Annotated in this window: 20 protein-coding genes; 15 read left to right on the forward strand and 5 right to left on the reverse strand. The window is 68.4% G+C overall.

Annotation, left to right across the window (positions count from 1 at the left end):
- The first annotated feature begins 77 nt into the window (after nt 1-77).
- Nucleotides 78-863, forward strand: a complete 786-nt coding sequence (locus BAU06_RS04255) for a class I SAM-dependent methyltransferase (RefSeq protein ID WP_066344696.1) — start codon at nt 78-80, stop codon at nt 861-863.
- A 58-nt stretch (nt 864-921) separates the two neighbouring features.
- Here the strand turns inward: BAU06_RS04255 and BAU06_RS04260 are convergent, their stop codons facing one another.
- Nucleotides 922-1,629, reverse strand: a complete 708-nt coding sequence (locus BAU06_RS04260; RefSeq protein ID WP_066344698.1) for a GntR family transcriptional regulator — start codon at nt 1,627-1,629, stop codon at nt 922-924.
- Nucleotides 1,630-1,938: 309 nt separating this feature from the next.
- On the opposite strand from BAU06_RS04260, the gene BAU06_RS04265 reads away from it, so the two are divergent.
- From BAU06_RS04265 to BAU06_RS04280, 4 genes are all read left to right on the forward strand, one after another.
- A complete protein-coding gene (locus tag BAU06_RS04265) occupies nt 1,939-3,282 on the forward strand; it encodes an MFS transporter (protein WP_082987967.1) in 1,344 nt (447 codons plus the stop codon).
- Nucleotides 3,275-4,069 carry an SDR family NAD(P)-dependent oxidoreductase gene (locus BAU06_RS04270; RefSeq protein WP_231933998.1) on the forward strand — a complete coding sequence of 265 codons (795 nt, stop codon included), beginning with the start codon at nt 3,275-3,277 and terminating at the stop codon, nt 4,067-4,069. The genes BAU06_RS04265 and BAU06_RS04270 overlap by 8 nt, the downstream gene beginning before the upstream one ends.
- Before the next feature lie 24 nt (nt 4,070-4,093).
- Nucleotides 4,094-5,083 (forward strand): Bug family tripartite tricarboxylate transporter substrate binding protein, encoded by a 990-nt coding sequence (locus BAU06_RS04275; protein ID WP_082993517.1) that lies wholly within the window; start codon nt 4,094-4,096, stop codon nt 5,081-5,083.
- 63 nt (nt 5,084-5,146) lie between these two features.
- Nucleotides 5,147-6,520 (forward strand): MmgE/PrpD family protein, encoded by a 1,374-nt coding sequence (locus BAU06_RS04280; RefSeq protein ID WP_082993518.1) that lies wholly within the window; start codon nt 5,147-5,149, stop codon nt 6,518-6,520.
- Between the two features lie 46 nt (nt 6,521-6,566).
- Here the strand turns inward: BAU06_RS04280 and BAU06_RS04285 are convergent, their stop codons facing one another.
- Both BAU06_RS04285 and BAU06_RS04290 read right to left on the reverse strand, forming a co-directional pair.
- The gene (locus tag BAU06_RS04285; protein WP_066357977.1) at nt 6,567-7,571 is read right to left on the reverse strand and encodes a ketopantoate reductase family protein; all 1,005 of its coding nucleotides are present in this window, start codon (nt 7,569-7,571) and stop codon (nt 6,567-6,569) included.
- 174 nt (nt 7,572-7,745) lie between these two features.
- Nucleotides 7,746-8,480 carry a copper chaperone gene (locus BAU06_RS04290; RefSeq protein WP_082993520.1) on the reverse strand — a complete coding sequence of 245 codons (735 nt, stop codon included), beginning with the start codon at nt 8,478-8,480 and terminating at the stop codon, nt 7,746-7,748.
- Between the two features lie 96 nt (nt 8,481-8,576).
- On the opposite strand from BAU06_RS04290, the gene BAU06_RS04300 reads away from it, so the two are divergent.
- The 3 genes from BAU06_RS04300 (at nt 8,577) to BAU06_RS04310 (ending at nt 11,195) form a co-directional block, all read left to right on the forward strand.
- Nucleotides 8,577-9,794 (forward strand): DNA-binding protein, encoded by a 1,218-nt coding sequence (locus BAU06_RS04300; protein WP_066344720.1) that lies wholly within the window; start codon nt 8,577-8,579, stop codon nt 9,792-9,794.
- 28 nt (nt 9,795-9,822) lie between these two features.
- Nucleotides 9,823-10,452 (forward strand): NHL repeat-containing protein, encoded by a 630-nt coding sequence (locus BAU06_RS04305; RefSeq protein WP_156770143.1) that lies wholly within the window; start codon nt 9,823-9,825, stop codon nt 10,450-10,452.
- Between the two features lie 290 nt (nt 10,453-10,742).
- The gene (locus tag BAU06_RS04310) at nt 10,743-11,195 is read left to right on the forward strand and encodes a GNAT family acetyltransferase (RefSeq protein WP_066344735.1); all 453 of its coding nucleotides are present in this window, start codon (nt 10,743-10,745) and stop codon (nt 11,193-11,195) included.
- Between the two features lie 63 nt (nt 11,196-11,258).
- On the opposite strand, the gene eno is transcribed toward BAU06_RS04310, so the two are convergent.
- Nucleotides 11,259-12,530: a phosphopyruvate hydratase gene (gene eno, locus BAU06_RS04315; RefSeq protein WP_066344742.1), complete on the reverse strand. Its 1,272-nt coding sequence runs from the start codon at nt 12,528-12,530 to the stop codon at nt 11,259-11,261.
- Between the two features lie 220 nt (nt 12,531-12,750).
- Here eno and BAU06_RS04320 point away from each other — a divergent pair, with 220 nt between their 5' ends.
- The 6 genes from BAU06_RS04320 to BAU06_RS04345 all read left to right on the forward strand — a co-directional run bounded on the left by BAU06_RS04320 (nt 12,751) and on the right by BAU06_RS04345 (nt 18,561).
- On the forward strand, nt 12,751-13,623 hold the full coding sequence (locus BAU06_RS04320; RefSeq protein WP_156770144.1) for a LysR substrate-binding domain-containing protein: 873 nt from the start codon (nt 12,751-12,753) through the stop codon (nt 13,621-13,623).
- A 176-nt stretch (nt 13,624-13,799) separates the two neighbouring features.
- Complete coding sequence (locus tag BAU06_RS04325) at nt 13,800-14,801, forward strand: Bug family tripartite tricarboxylate transporter substrate binding protein (protein WP_156770145.1); 1,002 nt, start codon at nt 13,800-13,802, stop codon at nt 14,799-14,801.
- Nucleotides 14,802-14,935: 134 nt separating this feature from the next.
- Entirely contained in the window at nt 14,936-16,381 is a 1,446-nt protein-coding gene (locus tag BAU06_RS04330) for a 3-isopropylmalate dehydratase large subunit (protein WP_066344747.1), read from the forward strand.
- A 1-nt stretch (nt 16,382) separates the two neighbouring features.
- Nucleotides 16,383-17,015 (forward strand): 3-isopropylmalate dehydratase small subunit, encoded by a 633-nt coding sequence (gene leuD, locus BAU06_RS04335; protein WP_066344753.1) that lies wholly within the window; start codon nt 16,383-16,385, stop codon nt 17,013-17,015.
- A gap of 204 nt (nt 17,016-17,219) precedes the next feature.
- Complete coding sequence (locus BAU06_RS04340) at nt 17,220-17,909, forward strand: helix-turn-helix transcriptional regulator (RefSeq protein WP_066344759.1); 690 nt, start codon at nt 17,220-17,222, stop codon at nt 17,907-17,909.
- A gap of 232 nt (nt 17,910-18,141) precedes the next feature.
- Nucleotides 18,142-18,561 (forward strand): VOC family protein, encoded by a 420-nt coding sequence (locus BAU06_RS04345; protein ID WP_066344766.1) that lies wholly within the window; start codon nt 18,142-18,144, stop codon nt 18,559-18,561.
- Between the two features lie 114 nt (nt 18,562-18,675).
- On the opposite strand, the gene BAU06_RS04350 is transcribed toward BAU06_RS04345, so the two are convergent.
- Nucleotides 18,676-20,208 carry a methyl-accepting chemotaxis protein gene (locus BAU06_RS04350; RefSeq protein WP_066344770.1) on the reverse strand — a complete coding sequence of 511 codons (1,533 nt, stop codon included), beginning with the start codon at nt 20,206-20,208 and terminating at the stop codon, nt 18,676-18,678.
- 276 nt (nt 20,209-20,484) lie between these two features.
- On the opposite strand from BAU06_RS04350, the gene BAU06_RS04355 reads away from it, so the two are divergent.
- The gene (locus tag BAU06_RS04355) at nt 20,485-21,183 is read left to right on the forward strand and encodes a GntR family transcriptional regulator (protein WP_066344775.1); all 699 of its coding nucleotides are present in this window, start codon (nt 20,485-20,487) and stop codon (nt 21,181-21,183) included.
- Nucleotides 21,184-21,216: the final 33 nt, after the last annotated feature.

Raw genomic sequence — 21,216 nt, forward strand, 5'->3', positions numbered from 1 at the left:
GCCGTCCCAGAATGGGCGTTTCGCGATGGGCTATCCGATCCCCTCGCGGGCGCTCGAACGATATGCTGGAGTAAACCATGAGCATCGATTTCCACTCTGAAACGGTCAAGGACAGCTATGCGGATCGCGACGCGCATGCGGATTGGGCGCGGGCGATTGCCGGTCTGCTCGACCCCGAGGGCAAGCGCGTGGTGGATGTGGGATGCGGCGGTGGCATCTATTCCCTGGCGTGGGCCCGGCTGGGCGCGGCCCACGTCACGGGGGTGGATTTCTCGCAAGTCATGATCGACACCGCCACCAGGCAAGCCCAGGGACGCGACAATCTGGCGTTTCGCGTCGGCTCATCGCAGGACACCGGACTGCCTGCCGCATGCGCGGACGTCGTGTTCCAGCGCGCACTGATACACCATCTGTCCGAATACACGGACACCTTTCGGGAAGCCGCGCGGCTGCTGGCGCCCGGCGGCATGCTGCTGGTGCAGGACCGTACGGTGGACGACGTCGGCCTGCCGGGATCTTCCCCGCACATACGCGGCTATTTCTTCGAGTGCTTTCCCCGCCTGCGCGACTTCGAATCCGGCCGCCGTCCCGACGACGCCGGCGTCAGGAAAGCGCTGGAGGCGACGGGCTTTACGCGCGTGGAGTCGCGCACGCTATGGGAGACCCGCAAGACCTATGGCGACTTCGACGCGCTGGCTCGCGACCTGCGCGCGCGCACCGGACGATCGATCCTGCATGAATTGAACGATGCGGAGATCGAAGCGCTGGTCGATTTCATCCGCGCGCATGTGCCGGTTGGCGCGGGTATCGTGGAGCAGGACAGGTGGACGGTGTGGTCGGCTTCCGCGGCGCATGCTGGATGACAGGCCATGTGACGGAGACGGGCGAACCGGCTGGCAATTGCCCCGTTGCGTCGCGCGATCAAGCGGGCATGCGCGTCGGCGCGGGGCTTTCTTCCAGATGATGCGCGGTCAGCGCCCGCTGGTAGCCGCTTTCCACATGCTGCCGCATGGCGCGCGCCGCGACATCGGCGTCGCGCGTCCTCAGGGCTTCCAGTATGGCGCGATGTTCCGCGTGCGAAGCCGAGGAACTGCCCGCCAATGAGAAGCCACGCCGGCGCAGCAGATGGATGCGGTTCACCACCTGCCGGTACAGTCCCAGCAGCGTGGCGTTGCCGGTCATCTGCACCAGCCGGTCGTGAAAGGCCAGGTTCAATTCGAAGTACCGGTTGACGCCGTCGCGGGCGGAAGTGGTTTCCAGCTCGGTCAGCATGGCGCCCAGTTCCGCCAGTTGTCCGTCCGTGATGCGGGGCGCCAGGCGCCGGCCCACCATTTCGTCCATGCCGGCACGCACGTCGTACAGCTCGGCGGCCTCTTCGTCCGACAGATCGCGGATGAACACGCCGCGGTTTTTCTCCAGCCGGACCAGCCCGGCTTCCTCCAGCGCGCGAAAGGCCTCGCGCAGCGGACTGCGGCTGACGCCCAGGCGCTGCGACAGTTCGCTTTCGTTCAGGCGCGAGCCCACGGTGAGTTCGCCGGACTTGATGCCGCGCAGGATTTCTTCCTGCACCAGGCCGGACAAGGTCATGGACCGCAGCAGATCGAAAGGCGAGGCGGAAGAGGAAGCCATTGGATTACTACCCTTGAGTTGGATCGTCGCGCGCCGAAGGCGGTGCGCCGCCAAGGGCGGGATGTGTGGCGGGCGCGGATATTTGGGCCGACTTCAGCGCGCGGTAAGGATATCAAAAGTACTGTATGCGGCAGATTGTAGAATCGTCGACAATCTGTAGGATGCAATGCATTCGAGGCGGTGGCAAGACCCATCGCCCGTCTTGGGCCCGCGGGGGCGCAAACCAAGGACAACAAGGACGCGACACAGCGTCCGCGAATAAGAGAACCGCCACTGGCGGTTCCCTGGCTACCCCGTGGAGCGAGACAAATGGCCGCTATCAAGGCAAGGGTTTTTCGTGGCACGCCGGGCAGGGTGTTCATCCTGCTGTGCGCCATGTATTTCATCGAGTACGTGGACCGCGTGAACCTGTCGGTGGCGGCGCCGCTGATCAAGCAGGAGTTCGGGCTTAGCAATACGCGCCTGGGTGTCGCGCTGGCGGCCTTCGGCTACTGCTACGCCATCTTCCAGATCGTCTGCGGCTACCTGGGCGACCGCCTGGGGCCCCGGCGCATGCTGGCCTTGTCGGGCCTGGTATGGGCGCTGGGCACGCTGGTCACCGGCTTCGCCACCGGACTGGGCGGCCTGATCGTGGCGCGCCTGCTGGTCGGCACGGGCGAGGGCGGCACCATCCCCGTCGCCACGCGGGCGATGAGCAATTGGGTCCCGCGCGAGCGACGTGGCTTCGCCCAGGGTTTCACGCATTCGGCCTCTCGCGCCGCAGCCGCGCTGACGCCGCCGCTGGTGGTCTTCATGATTCCCTTCGTGGGCTGGCGCGGCGCCTTCGTGGTGATGGGCGTCGTCAGCCTGGTGTGGGTGGCGCTGTGGTACGGCTACTTCCGCGACGACCCCCGCGAGCATCGCGCCATCACGCCGGAGGAACTGGCCGCGCTGCCGCCCTATACCGACGCGGCGCGCGGCCAGGACGGCAAGCGCCAGGCGGTGCCCTGGCTGGCGCTGCTGCGCCGGATCCTGCCCGTCACCATCGTGTTCTTCGCCCATGCCTGGGCGCTGTGGATGTACCTGAGCTGGCTGCCCAGCTTCTTCGTCTCGCATTTCCACATCAACCTGAAGCATTCGGCCTTCTATACCGGCGCGGTGTTCCTGGCCGCGGTGGTCGGCAATACCGCGGGCGGCATGCTGACGGACTGGCTTTATACGCGCACCGGCAAGGTGAATGCCGCGCGCCGCAATGTGGTCATCCTGGCCTTCGGCGGGTCCATCCTGTTCATGTCCGGCGTGCTGTTCGTGCAGGACGAGACCGTAGTGGCGCTATGCCTGGCGGCCGCGCTGTTCTTCCTGGAATTGAGCGCGGGGCCCGTCTTCGCCACGCCCATGGACGTGGCGCCGCAGTATGCCGGCGTGGCGACCGGCTTCGTCAGCACCGCGGCGGGACTGGCCGCCGTGATCTCGCCCATCACCTTCGGCTACATCGTCGACGTGACGGGCAGCTATACCTCGCCGTTTCTGGTGTCGATCGCCATCCTGGCGGTCGGCATCGTGATGTCGTTCTGGATGCGGCCCGACAAGGCGCTGCAGGTTCCCGCGCCCCGGCCACGGGCCCCGCGGTCCGGAGCACCCGTGATGGAGTTCAGGAGCACAGCGCATGAGTGAAGCAGCGAGCCGGCCCGTATCCGGACAGGCGGCAATGGACCGGCCCTTGTCCGGACAGGTGGCGATCGTGACCGGTGCGGCGCGCAACATCGGCCGCGCGATCGCCGTCGAACTGGGGCGCCAGGGCGCGGACGTGGTGGTGAACGCCCAGCGCTCCGCCGCGGAGGCCGAGGAAACCGCCGCACTGGTGCGGCAAGCCGGCGCCCATGCGCTGGTGCACCTGGCGGATATCTCGCATCCGGACGGCGCGCAGGCACTGATCGACGCCGCCGTGGGCGGTTTCGGGCGCATCGATATCCTGGTCAACAACGCAGCCATCCGGCGCGAGGCGCCGTTCGAAGCGCTGGACTGGCGGCAATGGCGCGAGGTCACGGGCGTGATCCTGGACGGCGCGTATCTGTGCGCGCATGCCGCCGCGCCCTACCTGCGCCGCGCGCCGGCGGGCGCCATCGTCAACATCGGCGGCATGTCCGCGCACGGCGGATCGGCCGGCCGCGCCCATGTGATCGCCGCCAAGATGGGCCTGGTCGGCCTGACCCGCGCGCTGGCGCATGACCTGAGCGGCGACGGCGTCACGGTGAATTGCGTGGTGCCGGGCCTGATCGATACGGCACGCGGCCATTCCGCGCAGGGGACTCCCGCGCATCACGCCAGGCACACGACCCTGCTGGGGCGGCGCGGCACCGCGCAGGAAGTGGCCGACCTGGTGGCCTTCCTGTGCGGACCGAAGGCCAGGTACCTGACCGGCCAGACCATGCACGCCAACGGCGGCGCCTACCTGGGCTGAGACAAAAATTCCAATGGAGATGAAATGAAGCTCGTACGTACCACCGCCCGTATCGCGGCGCGCGCCGGATTGGCCCTGACGCTGGGCCTGGGCGCGCACGTCGCCCATGCGCAGGCCGACTATCCCAATCACAAGGTCCGGGTCATCGCGCCGCAAGGCGCGGGCGGCGGGGTGGATGTGGTGGGCCGCCTGCTGATGGAGCAGTTGTCCAAGCGGCTGGGCCAGTCTTTCTATATCGAGAACCAGGGCGGCGCGGGCGGCATCATCGGCGCGTCCGACACGGCGCGCGCCGCGCCGGACGGCTACACGCTGATGATCGCCTACGTCGCCACGCATGGCACCAACCCCGCGGTGCGCAAGACGCCTTACGACCCGGTAAAGAGCTTCACGCCCATCGCGATGATAGGCGGCACGGCCAACATGCTGCTGGTCGGCCCCAACCTGGGCGTGAAGACACTGAAGGAGTTCGTCGACTATGCCAGGCAGAACCCCGACAAGCTCAGCTATGGCACGTCCGGCAACGGAACGCTGAACCATCTGGCGATGGAGGAGTTCAAGCACGCCGCCGGTTTCAATGACCTGTCGGTCCCCTACAAGAGTATGAGCGAGGCGTTGACGGACGTGATCGGCGGGCGCGTGCAGACGGTATTTCCCGGCGTGGCGGCGGGGCTGCCCACGGTGAAGTCCGGCCGGGTGATCCCGCTGGCCGTCACCGGCGAAAAACGCCAGGCCGTGCTTCCCGACGTGCCTACGTTCCAGGAGCTGGGTTATCCCTCCATGCAGGCCTTGACGTGGTACGGCGTGGTGGGCCCCGCCAAGATGCCGCAGGCCGTGACGGACAAGCTCAACGCCACGGTGAACGACATCCTGAAATCGCCCGACTTCCGGCAGAAGCTGGAGCAGCTGGGCATAGACCCCATGCCGATGAGCCCCGCGCAGTTCGGCGACTACATCGCCAAGGAAGTCGGGACCTGGACCCAGGTCGCCCACGACAGCAAGATCTCCATCGACTGACGCCACCGGCACCCAGGCAATTGCACGCAAGTGGCACTCAAGCGCATCTCAACAGGAAAGACCATGTCCAAGGAAAGCAGTAACCCCGAAGTGTCGATCTCGCAGCGCCTGGCGCGCGGCATCCTGGCCGCGCAGCCGCAGCGGGCGGCGGCCGCGCGCGAAACGGGTCGCCGGATGGTGCTGGATATCGTCGGCATCTGCATCGCCGCGCGGGAACAGCCTTACGTGCGCGCGGCGATGGCCGCGATCGATGCCGATGGTCCGTGCACGGTACTGGGCCATGGCCGCAAGCTGGGCCCGGAGGGCGCCGCCTTCGTCAACGGCATCGCCGCGCATGGCGAGGATTTCGACGACACCTTCGAGGGCGGCCCCGTTCATGCGGGTGTCGTAATCGTGCCGGCGCTGCTGGCGGCGGCGGAGCGCCACCGCTTGTCGGGCCAGGACTTCCTGCGCGGCGTGGCCATCGGGTCGGAGATCATGTGCCGCCTGTGCGCGGTGGCGCCCACCAAGGTGCACAAGGCCGGCTTCCATCCGACGGCGGTGTTCGGCGTGATGGGCGCCGTGGCCGGCATCGGCGCCGCGCTGCGCCTGACGGAGGAACAACTGGTGGATGCCTTCGGCATCGCGGGCAGCATGGCGTCCGGCATCATCGAATACCTGGCCGATGGCTCGTGGACCAAGCGCATGCACCCGGGCTGGGCGGCGCAATCGGGGTACCGCGCGGTGCGGCTGGCGATGGAAGGCTTCAAGGGGCCGCGTACCGTCTTCGAAGGCACGCACGGCCTGTTCCACGGCTTCGCGAACACCGCCGACGGCGACTTCGACGCCATGATGGCGGGCTTCGGCGACACGTGGATCTGGGAAACCATCGCCTTCAAGCCCTACGCCTGCGGCACCATGTGCCATCCCTATATCGATTGCGCGCGCGAATTCGGCAAGCTGGGACTGCCGCCGGCGTCCATCGCCAGCATCGAATGCGAAGCGGCGGAAGGCGTGCTGCATCGCCTGTGGGAACCGCTGGCGCAGAAGCGCCGCCCGCCCAATGGCTATGCCGCCAAGTTCAGCGTGCCCTACGCCATCGCGGTGGCGATCGTGCGTGGCGACGCGGGCTTGCGCGAGTACGACGACGTCATCGTCAAGGAGGCGGCGATACTCGATGTGGCGTCCAAGGTGTCCTACGTGGTGGATCCCGCCAACCCCTATCCCAGGCAGTTCACCGGGCATGTCCGCGTGAAGATGGCCGACGGCACGGTGCACGAATTCCGCCAGGGCTACTTCAAGGGTGGCGCGGAACATCCGCTAAGCGATGAAGACCTGACGCGCAAGTTCCAGGCGAACTGCGCCTATGGGGGGCTGACCGAGGCCGAGACGCGCATGCTGTTCGGACAGGTGGACGGCGCCTTCGATGGCGCCGCCGTGGCGTTCGCGGCGCGGTAGGCAGGCGGCGGCGCTGGTCGCATCCGCCTTGCCGGCGCCAGCTGCCCTAGGCGCCGGCTGGCAACCGCAGCGATCGATCCAGGCCGCGCATCAGCGGCAGCACGCCATCGATATGCGGGCAAGGGATGCCCGCTTCCCGCGCGAAAGCCTGCAGCTGTCCCAGGATGGCTTCCACTTCGGTGGGGCGGCCGGCCAGGGCGTCCTGCAGCATGGACGGGCGCATGCCGCCCGCCGGCGCGGCGCCACCCGGGCCGCCGCGGCGCAATGCCGCGCGCGCCTCTTCCGCATCCCCTTCGACATGGCTGCCGTGGGCAGCCGCGATGGCGACCAGCTCCGCGATGATGCCGTCGCCGATGGCCAGCAGCTCCGGATCGCGCGACAGCTCCGTGGCGGGCAAGCGCGTCAGCGCGCACAAGGGGTTCAGCGCGGCGTTGCGCATCAGCTTGGTCCATACCTCGCGGCGCAGGTCCATGGATGCTTCCGCGCCCAGGCCGGCCTGGCGCATCAGCGCCACGGTGGCGCGCAGGCGGGCGCTGTCGCTGTTGTCGGGCTCGCCCAGCAGCCAGCGGTTGGGGCCGGTATGGCGGATGACGCCGGGCTCGATGACCTCGTTCGGCGCGTAGACCACGCAGCCCAGCACGCGTTGCGGCGTCAGCGTGTTCCACAGGGCGCCGTCCGGGTCCAGCAGGGGCAGGGGGCCGGCGTTGGCTTGCCCGTGCTTCCACCACCAGGTCAGGCCATTGGTGACGAACACGGCGTGGCCTTGCGGCTTGAGCAGGCCCGCGATGGCCGCGGCCGCGCCGGGCAGCGCGTAGGCCTTCAGCGTGACGAAGACAATGTCCTGCGGCGGCAGGTCTTGCGGCCGGTCGACCGCCTGGGCCGGGCGCGCGGAGACATCCCCGCCCGTGGACAGCAACCGCAGGCCATGCTGGCGCACCGCCGCCAGGTGCGCGCCGCGCGCGATCACCGAAACCTTGGCCTGGCCGGCGGCGGCCAGCCGCGCCGCCATGAAGCCGCCGATGGCGCCTGCGCCGAATACACATACATCCATTGTTTGCTGCTCCTGCCGGGTGGGATCGGCCGCGTTGCGCCGCCGGGGCTCGGTGCCGCGGGGTCGCGCGGCGCCATCCATCAGAGCCGCATGATGCGCGAAGCGGCAGGGCGGGGCAAGCGCTGGACGCTGTACGCCACGGGCAAGTCGGAAAGACCTGCCAACGGCGCGGGGTCAGGCAACGATGGCCCGCGCCATCAGGAACAGGCCCAGGACCATGATCGCCCGGCCTATGCGGCTGGCCGCGCCCCAGGCCGGGGGCGACAGCCGTTCCAGGGCCACCGCGGCGGTCGCCGCTACCATCGCGTAGGGGTCCATCATTCCCACGGCCAGCAGTGCGGCAGTCAGGCCGGCGCAACTCTGGATGCAATGCAGGCCCAGGCGGCAGCCGTCGCGGATGGCCTTGCCCATGTCTTCACGCCGCTGGCCGGCCACATCCGCGCCGGCCACATCCGCGGCGGCTGCTTTGCCGGTGGCCGGCGTCGACATGAGGCGGCAGCGGGCAAGGCGTCGCGCCTTCCAGCGACTGGACTGGAGGACCCCTGCCGTCATGACCATGGCTGCCGTCGCATAGGGCATCGCCCGCGCGAATTCCGGCACGCCGGTGCGCAGGGCCGTGACCGCCACGCCCGCCAGGTACACGGCAATGCCGGCAGCCCACCACATGGCGAAGTAGGCCGCTCCGGCCAGCAGCACCAGGGCGCCGGCACGATGGATGGACATGGGCGACAGGGCGCGCCGGTAGCGCCATAGGGTGGGCGCCACGGCAGGCAGCATCATGGCCCCCATCATGGCCATCCACATGCCCAGGAATGCGGCGGCGGCCTCCAGCCACGTCCGGCCCGGCATCGGCGGCCAGGCCCACATCATCGCGCTGTCGCCGCACATCGGCATGCTCCGCTCCCTCATGTCCCTGGCCGCCGGCCTTCTGGCGGCGGCCCGACTGGTGCTAGATTAGGGACACGCTTCCCACGGGTGGGAGTGACAAGTGTGGCGGGGAAACGCATGGACAACCTTACGGCGGCCGCGCGCGCGCTGACGGCGGGCGACCCGCTCTCGGCCCTGAACCGCATTGCCTTGCGCGACGACGCGGCCGCATTGGCGCTGCGCGGCATCGCCATGGCGCAGCTGGGCGACTTCGCGCGGGCCCGCGCGCTGCTGCGGCGCGCGGCCCGCGCTTTCGGCGGCAGGGACCCCGTGGCGCATGCGCGCTGCGTGGTCGCCGAGGCCGAAATCGCCCTGGTATCGCGCGATCTTGCGTGGCCCGTCCGGGCCCTGGGCGCGGCGGCGACGATATTGGAGACCCACGGGGACCGCCTGAACGCCGCGCATGCGCGCCACCTGGAAGTGCGCCGCCTGCTGCTCATGGGGCGCCTGGACGACGCCGAGCGCGCCATTGCCGGCATGGATCCGACGCACCTGATGCCGGCTTCGCGAACGGCGTACGAGCTGGCCGTGGCGGGTATCGCGATGCGCCGCCTGCGCACGAAAGCGGCGCGCCAGGCATTGGCGCGGGCCGAACGTGCCGCGCGCAACGCCGGCATCGCGGCCCTGGTGGCGGAAGTCGCCAATACCGCCCGGATCTTGCAAACGCCCGCCGCGCGTCTGGTGGAGCCGGACGGCACGCGCCTGCTGCGGCTGGACGAAGTGGAGGCGGTGCTGGCGACGCCGGCCTTTATCGTCGATGGATGCCGCCAGGCGGTAGCCTGCGGCGGCACGACGATTCCGCTGGCGACGCGCCCCGTGCTGTTCACGCTGGCGCGCATCCTGGCCGAAGCCTGGCCCGGCGATGCCTCGCGCGAACGGCTGATAGAAGTCGCCTTTCGCACCCGCCACGGCGACGATACGCATCGCGGCCGCCTGCGCGTGGAGATCGGTCGGCTGCGCAAGGTCTTGCAGGGTTACGCCGGGGTCGAGGCGACGCCGCGCGGCTTCCTGCTGACGCCTGGCGATGGGCGCAAGGTCATCGTGCTGGCGCATCCGGTCGACGAACCGCACGCGGCGGTGCTGGCCTTGCTGTCCGATGGCGAAGCGTGGTCCAGCTCGGCGCTGGCCATGGCGCTGGACGCCAGCCAGCGCACCGTGCAGCGCGCGCTGGAGACCCTGGCATCGCAGGGCAAGGCGCAGCCGCTGGGCCAGGGCCGGGCGCGCCGCTGGATGGCGCCGCCGCCGGCCGGATACACGACAACCTTGTTACTCCCCGTCCCGCTGGGCCTGGCCTAGGATGGAACATTTCATCGAGGACAACGCCATGAAACATGCCGCCGACATCGTTCGCCAGCTTGGCCCTTTTCCCGGGGTTGCCGCCGTGCACGGCTTGACCTACGACGGCCAGCACATCTGGTTCGCCTCCGGCGACGGACTCCACTGCCTGGATCCGGACACGGGGTCCACGCTGCGCTCGTTCGACATGGTCGCCAACGCGGGCACGGCTTTCGACGGCCGGCATATCTACCAGATCGCCGACGACCGCATACACAAGGTGGATCCCCGGAACGGCCGCGTTCTGGCGTCCATCCCCGCGCCGCCGGGCCCCAATTCCGGCATGGCCTGGGCAGAAGGCTTCCTGTGGGTGGGCCAGTATCGCGACCGGAAAATCGTCCAGGTCGAACCGGCCAGCGGCAAGGTCCTGCGCACGATAGCGTCCAACCGCTTCGTGACGGGCATCACGTGGGTGGATGGCGAGCTATGGCACGGCACCTGGGAAGGCGAGGCCAGTTCCCTGAACCAGGTCGATCCGGAAACCGGCGAGTCGATACAAGAGCTGGACATGCCCGCCGGCGTCGGCGTCTCCGGACTGGAGTCGAATGGCGGCGACTTGTTCTTTTGCGGCGGCGGGCCCAGCGGGCTGATCCGCGTCGTGCGCAAGCCGGGCCGATAGCCGCGCGCCCTTGGCTTGTGCGGCGTGGCCGGTCGATGCACCGATGCGGCGTCCGGCTTGCCACGCCCCAATGGCGTACGGTAAGCTCGCCGCCATGCCTGGATATCTCTTGTCCGCCAACGCTTTCCGACGAACCGCTCGACGCCGACGTTGAGTGGTTTCATGTTGTCCGGCCGCTGATCATCCAGCGGTCCACCCTGAAGGCCACGACATCCCTCGTGGCCTTTGCGTTTTCCGAGCCGCCTATCGGTGATGTCTTCCGGCCTTCGTTTCCCACCAGGAGCGTAAGCATGCATCACCCCGATCTCGACATCCGGCCTTACCAGCCCGCGGACGAAACGGCCGTCATCCGGCTATGGCGGGACTGCGGCCTGACCCGGCCGTGGAACGACCCCCGCAAGGACATCGCGCGCAAGCTGACGGTGCAGGCGGAATGGTTTCTGGTCGGCCTGGCGCAGGGCCGCGTGGTCGCGTCCGTCATGGCCGGCTACGATGGGCATCGCGGCTGGATCAATTACCTGTCGGTCGACCCGTCCTGCCGCAAGCGCGGCTACGGCAAGGCGCTGGTCCATGCGGTGGAGCAGCGTTTCATCGCGGCCGGCTGCCCCAAGATCAACCTGCTGATACGGGGCGACAACGCCGCCGTGCAGGACTTCTACCGCACGCTGGGATTCACGCAGGATGATGTCGTCAGCTATGGCAAGCGCCTGATCCCGGACACGCAGGAACAGGCTTTGGGATGATCCGCCGGAGACCGACCCTGTCCCGGCGCGCGCGAGCGCCGCTGTGGCCCGGCGCCGGCGAAGCTACCTGAGCGCCGACCGGCCGCCGTACACGGCCGCGGCACCCAGCTCGCGTTCGATGCGCAGCAGGCGGTTGTACTTGGCCGTGCGGTCCGAACGCGACAAGGAGCCGGTCTTGATCAGGCCGCAGTTCGCGGCCACCGCCAGGTCGGCGATACTGGTGTCCTCCGTTTCGCCGGAGCGATGCGACATCACCGCGCCGTAGCCGGCGCGCGCGGCCAGGCGCAGCACCTGCCAGGTCTCGCTGAGCGTGCCGATCTGGTTGACCTTGACCAGGACGGCGTTGGCGATGCCCCGGTCGATGCCCGCCCGCAGGATGGCCGGATTGGTGCAGAACACATCGTCGCCCACCAGCCGGCAGGTCGACCCGATGGCGTCCCCGAGCATGCGCCAGCCTTCCGGGTCGTCTTCCGCCATGCCGTCCTCGATGGAAACGATGGGATAGGCGGACACCAGGCTCGCCAGGTAGTCCACTTGTTCCTCGCGCCCGCGCCGGCGGTCTTCGCCGGCGTAGCGGTAGGCGCCGGATTCGTACAGCTCGCTGGCCGCGGGATCCAGCGCCAGCGCGATGTCCTGGCCGGGGCGCAGGCCGGCGCCGGCGATGGCCTGCATGATGCTGTCCAGGGCTTCCGGCGCCGTGCGGAACGCGGGCGCGAAGCCGCCTTCGTCGCCCACGTTGACAGCGTGGCCGGCGCGTTTCAGGACGTCCTTCAGTGTTTGAAAAACTTCCGCGCCCATGCGTATGCCCTCGGCGAAGCTGCCGGCGCCCACCGGCAGGATCATGAACTCCTGGAAGTCCAGCGGATTGTCGGCATGGGCGCCGCCGTTGACGATGTTGATCATCGGCACGGGCATGACCTGCGCCTGCGCCCCGCCGATATGCCGCCACAGCGGCAGGCCCAGGCTGGCCGCCGCGGCGCGCGCGCAGGCCAGCGATACGCCCAGCAGCGCATTGGCGCCCAGCCGGCTTTTGTCCGGCGTGCCGTCCAGCGCGATCATGGTGTTGTCTATCAGGCCCTGCCGGTCGGCCGGCAGGCCGCGCAGCGCCGCGCGCAGTTCGGTATTCACGCCGCTCGCGGCGGCCAGCATGCCGCGTCCCAGATAGCGATGCGGGTCGTCATCGCGCCGTTCGCGCGCTTCGCGCCGGCCCGTGGACGCGCCGGACGGGACCAGGGCAATGCCCGTCGCGCCGTCGTCCAGGCGGACTTCCACTTCCAGCGTGGGGTTGCCGCGGCTGTCCAGCGCTTCGTGCGCGGCGATGTCGACGATCTGCATGGTTCACTCCCTTTGTGTCAAATAAATGAACGGTTTACGGTTCGCGCCCCAGGCGTGGCGCGTTGTCCGCCATGCGCCTCGCGGGTATCGCGCAAAGGCCGGAGGGCCGCGTACGCACTCTTTGGCGCCGGCATGATCGGAATCGTAGGGGCCCTGGCCACATTGAAAAATGGACTTTTTCTGGCTATCGTCAGTTTTTCTAACCATAGGGACGCCTGCCATGCGCCAGCTTCCGCCACTTGCCGCGGTGCGCGCCTTCGAGGCCGTGGCGCGCACGGGCTCGGTGACGCGCGCCGCCCAGGAGCTGTGCCGCACGCATGGCGCCATCAGCCGGCACCTGCGCCTGCTGCATGAACACGCCGGCGTGGCGCTTTTCGAGAAGGACGGGACGGGCCTGAGGCTGACACGCGCGGGCAGCGATTTCTATGTCGCCGTCCGGTCCGTGTTCGACCAGCTGGAGCAGGCCTACGACCGGCTCGGGCAGCATGCGCGCGGACCGGGCCTGCATGTGGCGTGCAGTGCTACCTTCGCCATGCGGTGGCTGGTGCCGCACCTGGCGCTGTTCTATCGCCAGCACCCGGATATCCGCATCCGCCTGTCCATGACCTCCGCGCGAGAGATGCGCAACGAGGGCGCGGATTTGTTGCTGGCCTGGGATTTGTCCGGCTATGCGGAGGCGGACCGCCGGCGTGCCATCGTGCTGGCGCCGGTCAACTTCGCGGCCGTGTGCTCGCCGGGGTATGTGCGGGTGCCGGCTCGCAAGCGCACGCGCATTGCCCACGAGTACACGTCCAGTGCCTGGGACCAGTGGCAGGCACGGACGGGCCGTTCGGCCGCGGGCGGCGACACAGTGTCCTTTCCGCATACGCACCTGTGCATCGAGGCCGCCTTGTCGGGCCTGGGCGTGGCCCTGGTCGAACAGCGTTTGATCGCCCGTGAGCTGGCGGACGGGCGCCTGGTCGCGCCCTACGGCACGGTCAGCTTCGACGGCGGCTTGTGCGCGCTGCCGGCGGCGGGACGGCCGTTGCCGGGCCAGGCGGATGCGTTCATCGCATGGCTACGCCTGGCACTGTCCGAAACGTCCGCGGCGTAGGACGCGCTAGGCTGGCGGGCTGTGCAATGGCCCCGCATCGCACCATTGGTCCGACCAATTTGCGCCACTACCTGGGCGGTCCCGATACTCCCCGTTTTTGACGACCCCGCGCCTGGATAGGCAAAAGCCAGTCCCCGCGTGGGGTCCATGCGCCAGCCATAAAACGGAGACCGTCCATGCAGCCCACCGCCCATTCCCACCTGACACGCCGCAGCATGATGCTGGGCGGAGCCGCCCTGGCCGCGATGAGCGGCGTCGCCGGCCAGGCCCGTGCGGCCAGTTGGCCCGACAAGCCCTTGCGCGTCATCGTGCCGTTTCCGCCCGGCGGGACGACCGACTTCGTCACTCGCCTGATCGGCAGCAAGGTGGGCCAAAGCATAGGCCAGGCCGCCATCGTGGAAAACAAGCCCGGCGCGGGCACGGTGATCGGCGTGGACTACGTTGCCAAATCGGCGCCCGATGGCTACTCCTATGTCTGCGTGGCGGGCAGTTTCTGCGTGAACAGCGTGCTGGTCAAACACCTGCCCTACGATAGCCTGCGCGACCTGCGCCCGGTCGCCATGATGGGCGCGTCCGACCAGGCATTGGCTGTCTACCCCGGCAGCGGCCTGAAAACCCTGGCGGACCTGAAGAAGGCGGCGCTCGCCAACCCCGGCAAGCTAAGCTACGGCTCGTTCGGCGTGGGGACCACGCCGCACCTGGCCGGCGAAATGCTCAAGCAGCAGATGGGCGGCCTGGATATCACCCATATCCCCTACAAGGGCCAGGGGCCGGCGCTGACCGACCTGCTGGGCGGCCACACGACCATGATGTTCGGGACCTGGCTGGACCTGCGCGACCTGGTCAAATCCGGCAAGCTGGTCGTGCTGGGCATGGCTACCGAAAAGCGGTCGCGTTTCGCGCCCGACGTGCCGACCATGCGCGAGCAAGGCGTGGATATCGTCTCCGCGACCTGGGCCGGCCTGCTGGCGCCGGCGAAGACGCCGGACGACATCGTCATGCGCATGAACCAGGAAGTGAACAAGGCGCTGGCCTTGCCGGACGTGGTGGCCGCGTTCGACAAGAACAGCACGGAAGCGATGCCCGGTACGCCGGAACAATTCGCGGCGTACATCCAGAGCGAGATCGCCAAGTACAAGAAGGTCATTGAAACGGCGCATATCTCGGCGGAGGGCTGACGGGCGGATCGGCACACCTGGCCAGGCCCGGCCTGCCCGCGCACCGGGCCATCGGGCCAGCGACGCTGGCTTCCCGGCCGGCGCGGTCGCCCGCACAACCCACTCGCGCGCACATGCACATACAGGAAAGGAACATGGCTGAAACGGTCCATTCCATACACGCGGCGACGCCGCCACGTACTTACTTCGACAAGATCTGGGATGAGCATTTCATCAAGGCCTTCGACGGCCGGGAGCATCTGCTGCAGATCGACCGCCTGATGCTGCACGAGGCGATGGGCACCGTCGCCATGCGCGAGCTGCGGCAGGAAGGGCGCGCCGTCGCCAGTCCCGGCCAGGTGTTCAGCCTGATCGACCACGCCGTGCAGACCAAGCCCGGCATCGGCCCGCGCAAGGGCTGGAACGACATCGGCACGCAGCTGATAGACGAGTCCCGCCTGCTGTCGCGCGAGCTGGGGCTGCACTTCATCGACGCCGACGACGCGCGCCAGGGCATCGCCCACGTGATCGCGCCCGAACTGGGTATCGCGCTGCCCGGCCTGACGGTGGTGTGTCCGGACAGCCATACCTGTACGCTCGGCGGCCTGGGCGTGCTGGCATGGGGCATCGGCGCGTCGGAATGCAAGCACGTGCTGGCGACCCAGGTTTTGATGCAGACGCGGCCGCGCACCATGCGCGTCGACTTCCATGGGACGCTGCCGCCGCACGTGTACGCCAAGGACATGGTGCTCAGCCTGATCGCACGCATCGGCGCCCATGGCGGCACGGGACACGCCGTGCAGTTGACCGGCACGGCCGTGGCCGCGCTGCCCATCGAGGCGCGTATGACGCTGTGCAATATGGCGATCGAGTTCTCGGCCAAGTACGGCTTCGTCGCGCCGGACGACGCCACCTACCAGTATCTGCATGGGCGCCAGTACGCCCCCAAGGACGCGGACTGGGATGCCGCCGAGGCGCATTGGCGCGCGCTGGCGCGCGACGAGGGCGCGGCCTTCGACAAAGAGATCGATATCGATTGCTCCACGCTGGAGCCGCAAGTCAGTTGGGGCACCAGCCCGCAGCATGTGATTCCCATCAGCGGCCGTATTCCATCGCCGGACGATTACGCCGACCCCGGGGAACGCGCGTGGGTCGAGCGCGCGCTGCGCTACCAGGGCCTGGAGCCCGGCACGCGGGCCCAGGACGTGGCCATCGACGCGGCCTACATCGGCTCCTGCACCAATGCGCGGCTTTCCGACCTGCGCGAAGCCGCCGCCGTGCTCAAAGGCCAAAAAGTCGCCGCCGGCGTCACGGCCATCTGCGTGCCCGGCAGCAGCCAGGTCAAGCGCGATGCCGAGGCCGAAGGCCTGGACCGCGTCTTCCTGGAAGCCGGCTTCGAATGGCACGACGCCGGCTGCGGGCTGTGCGCCCAAGGCAAGGACCGCTTCAAGGGCGAGCGCATCATGAGCACCACCAACCGCAACTTCGAAAACCGCCAGGGGCTGGGCTCGCGCACCCACCTTGCCAGCCCCGCCACGGTGGCGGCGTCCGCCGTGGCCGGCCGCATGGCCAACGTCCGCCAACTGGCCAGCGGAGGCTGAGATGGAAAAATTCTCGCGTATCAAGGGGCACGCCGCCCCGCTGATGCAGATCAACATCGATACCGACCAGATGATCCCCTCGCGCTTCCTGCCGCGCGCGCACGTGCCCGGGGTGCTGAAAGAGGGGCTGTTCGCGGAATGGAAAACGCGGGCCGACGGGACGCCCAACCCGGACTTCATCCTGAACCGCGAGCCGTGGGGCCGGGCGCCTATCCTGGTGGCCGGACGCAATTTCGGTTGCGGTTCGTCCCGCGAGGGCGCGCCCAAGGCCCTGCGCCAGTGGGGCTTTCGCGCCATTGTCGCGGCCTCTTTCGGCGACATTTTCTATGGCAACTGCTTCCGCAATGGCATCGCGCCGGTCGTCCTGCCGGAAGCGACGGTGGAAGCCATGGCGCGCGACGCGATGGAGCGGGGCGCCGATGCCTTGATCGAAGTCGACCTGGCGGCCGACACCGTGACCACCGCGCGCGGCGAGGTCCTGCCCTTCCAATCGCCCGCCCGCCTGCGCGCCATGCTGCTGGGCGGCCTGGACGAGATCGACCTGACCCTGACCATGCGTCAGGACATCGACGGATTCCGGTCCAGGGACCGATCCGTGCGGCCCTGGGCCTACGCGCTGCCGGGGCCGGCGTAAGGCCGCCTGGCCCGGGAAGCGTCCGGCGCAAGGGCCATGCGGCGCCAGGCCGCCTTCGCGTAATGCCGTCCCGCCATCCCGTGGCGCGGACCGGGCCCGCGCGTCTGGACTTTTGGGCAGGAATTGCGTGGAATTTGGCAGCCCGGCCGTCCGCGCAGGCGGCATAATCCTGCCCAATGATTCAGGCGTTTCCCTTATACGGCCATGTCACGCGCCCAGCGGCTGCTCGACCTGCTGCAGATTCTGCGCAGCCACCGGTATCCGGTGAGCGGTACGCTGCTGGCCGGCCAATTGGGCATCAGCCTGCGTACCCTGTATCGGGACATCGCCTTGCTGCAGCAGCAGGGCGCGCACATCGAGGGCGAGGCCGGCGTCGGCTATGTCCTGCGGCCGGGCTTCCTTCTGCCGCCCTTGATGTTCTCCGAAGAAGAGATCCAGGCGCTGGTCCTGGGATCGCGCTGGGTGGCCGGCCGGGCGGACAGCCGCCTGGGGGAAGCGGCACGCCACGCACTGGCCAAGATCGCCTCGGTGCTGCCGGCCGACCTGCGTCGCGAGCTCGACGATGGCTCGCTCTTCGTGGTGCCGGGCGACCAGGTGGCGGATACGGCGGATGTGGCCTTGATACGCGACTCCATCCGGCGCGAGCGCAAGCTGCGCATCGAGTACCGGGACGAGCAGGCGGCGCAAACCGCCCGCGTCATCTGGCCTTTCGCCCTGGGATTCTTCGACCGCGTGCGCATCGTGGCGGCATGGTGCGAGCTGCGCCAGGGTTTCCGGCACTTTCGCACCGATCGCATCGTGGCCCTGGACGCCCCGGGAGACCGCTATCCCGAGCGGCGGCAATCCTTGTTGAAGACCTGGCGGCAGATGATGTCGGCCGCCAATCCGGAATGACGGCCTGTCCATCCTGACCGCCTTCGCGGCGCCACCCCGGCCGGGGGGCAACGCCCCAGCGGGTGCTGCGTCGCCGGATCCCGGACGCCGGTCCCGGATGGCTCGCCGTCGGCTTGCGGCGGCACACGCTGCTGACAAATTCTGACAGTAGGGCTCGATAGCCTATCGCACCGCACCCGTATCGCACGGGCGCCGTGCCAGGCCGTCCGGCCCATGACAAGAGGAAAGCACCATGCAACAACAACACCCGAATCACGTATTGCTTTTCGTCGAAAACCCGGTCGCCAGTGCGGCGTTCTATGCCTCGCTGCTCGATTGCAAGCCGGTGGAAGCGTCGCCCACTTTCGCCTTGTTCGAGCTGTCTTCCGGCATGCGCCTGGGCCTGTGGTCCCGCCGCGATGCGGAACCCATGGTCATCACACGGGGCGGTGGCTGCGAGCTCGGCATCCCCGTGGACGACGACGACACCCTGCACGGCATGTACGCCACATGGAAGGATCGCGGCCTGGCCATTGTGCAGCCGCCCACGGACATGGATTTCGGCCGCACTTTCGTGGCCCTTGATCCGGATGGCCACCGGCTGCGCGTCTTCCGGCTGGGCGCCGCGGCAGGCCGCGTCGGCCGGCACGAGGACGAAGCCATCGCCGCCTGATGCCGCGCAACGATGCCACCCCGGCCATGCGCGGGGGCGGTCAGTGCGGCGTGATGCAGTGGCAGTAGATGAAGTGCTGGATGCGTCCGGCAGGCGTGACGTGGGCGCTTTCGCTCAGGCCGTCAGCAAGGGCGCGTTGGCCGCTCGCGCGCCGTAGGCGGCGTCCGCGCCATCGTCTTCGTAGCCGTCGTCGTCGGCCATGACGTCATGGACGCGCATGGCTTCGGCGCTGTCGTACAGGCGGAATACCCCGATGGCGTCCATCAGTTGCGCGGCCTGGCTTTCCAGCGCGGAGGATGCCGTGGCGGCGGTGCCCACGAGCGTGGCGTTCTGCCGGGTCAGGTCGTCGATCTCGGCCACCGCGGCGTTGACTTCGTCGATGCCGGCGCGCTGCGTCTGGCTGGCGTGGCCGATTTCGCTGACGATGGTCGCCACGCGTTCGACGCTTTCGACGATCTCGCCCATGACGGCGGCGGCATCGTCGGCCTTGCGCGCGCCGTTGTCCGTCTTGTCCAGCGAGGCCGTGATCAGGCCGCGGATATCCTTGGCCGCCGTGGCGCTGCGTTGCGCCAGCGCGCGCACCTCGGACGCCACGACCGCGAAGCCGCGGCCGCTTTCACCGGCCCGCGCGGCCTCCACCGCGGCGTTCAGCGCCAGGATGTTGGTCTGGAAGGCGATGCTGTCGATCAACCCGGTGATCTCGGAGATCTTCTGCGCTTCCTGGCGGATCTCGCCCATGACGCCCGCCACCTCGGTGACGGCCTGGCTGCCCGTGCCGGCCACCTGGCGCGCCGCGGCCGCCAGCTTGGCGGCGGTGTCGGCGTTGGCGGCGTTGTTGTGCACGTTGTCGGCCAGCATCTGCATGGAGGCCACCGTGCGCTGCAGGGAGTCCGCCTGGATGCGCGTGCGTTCCTCCAATTGCGTATTGCCCTGCATCAGCTCGTGCGACGCGGCCGACATCGAGAGCACGCCCATGCGGACATGGCTCATGGTGCGGTGGACCTGGTCCATGGTGGCCTTGAAGGCGCCGGCCAGCTCGCTATTCATGTCCAGCCGGCCGAAGCGCAGGTCGAAGGCGCCGGCTTCGCGGCCCAGGTGGGCGCTCAGGCGCGCCAGTTCTTCCGCGGTGACGGCGTCCTTCTCCATGCGCCACGCCAGCCAGCCCAGGGCGCCGGCCTGCACCACCACGTAGCTGGCGTGCAAGGCCAGTATGCCCAGCCCCGGCGTGGTGAAGCAGGAGACGCCGTAGCCCCACTGCTGCAGGAAATTGAAGCTGACGTGGTGGATGGCGATGACGATGGCCGCACAGGCGATGGGCCGCCAGTCGCGGTAGGCCAGCAGCAGCGACAGCAGGACGAACACGCCGAAGTGCATCTCGGTCATGCCGGACATCAGGTGGATCTGCAGCGCGGCAAACACCATCAAGGCGCTTGCGACCACCAGCCGGGTCAGCAGCCGGGAGGGCCACCACACGATCAGCAGCGTGGGCAGGATCGCCGCCGGCAGTCCCACGGCCAGCGCCGAAGTCCAGCGTCCGTATTGCGGCGCCAGCGCCATGGCGATCAGGAACAGTACCCAGAGCAGGGGCAGCATGGCCCGGTCGACGCGGCGGTAAGAGGCTTCGAGCAGTAGAGCGGTGTCTCGCATTGACATGTCCTGGAGAGGGCACAAACCCGGCATTGAAGCCAATTTAAATCACTTTGTGAATACTTGTCGCAGAAAATTTCGCAACTTTCACAGGATTTCGTGGCGACGTCGCGGTGTCCGGTGCGTCAAGTCCCTTCAAAGTGGGGCCTTTCGCGCACCGGGTGCGCATGATCAGGGATTTCCCCTATATGCCGTCTTGTCCACCTCCACCCTGTCCGGCAGTGGATTGTGTCTCGTATAATCGTATACGATCAGACAACACAGAACGGCACGCACATGGATTGGCTCACTACGCCTGTCGGGCAGGAAACCTTCGCCGAGATCAAGAACACCTCGCTGGGCAAGCTGGTGCGCGATCGCCTGCTCAACCAGATCCTGGCGGGCGAGTTCGAACCGGGGCAGGCGCTGCGCGAATCCGAACTGGTGGAACGCCTGAAGGTGTCGCGCGTGCCGGTGCGCGAGGCGCTGCGCGAACTGGAAAGCTCCGGCCTGGTGGTGTCCCGCAAGCATTCGGGCGTGTACGTGCGCGAGCTTACGGACCAGGAAGTGCGCGACCTGTACCAATTCCGCTCCGTGCTGGACAGCCATGCCGGACGCATGGCGTCGCAGCTGCCCGCGGAACGCCGGCAAGCCCTGGTGGATGCGCTGGAACCCTGCACCGAGGCCATGGACGCGGCGATACGCGATGCGAACCCGCAGGCCTACTACCGCGAGAACCTGCGCTTTCACTGGCTGTTCATCGAGCACGCCGGCAACCGGGAGATCGCCAAAACCTACCGCGAAGTCATCCAGAAGCTGCACCTGGCGCGCCTGAAGAATCTGTCGTCGGAGACGCACCGCGCGCAATCCAACGCCGAGCACAAGCAGATCGTCGCGGCACTGCGCGATTCCACCACGAGCGCGCAGGCCGAGCATTGCGCGGCGCTCCTGGCCCATCACGTCATGAATGCGCACGATCGCTTGTCGGCGATGTAGCGCCCCCTTGCCCGACAGCAAACCGGCGCGCCG

The organism is Bordetella bronchialis, from assembly GCF_001676705.1.
GTDB classification, from domain to species: Bacteria; Pseudomonadota; Gammaproteobacteria; order Burkholderiales; family Burkholderiaceae_B; genus Bordetella_C; species Bordetella_C bronchialis.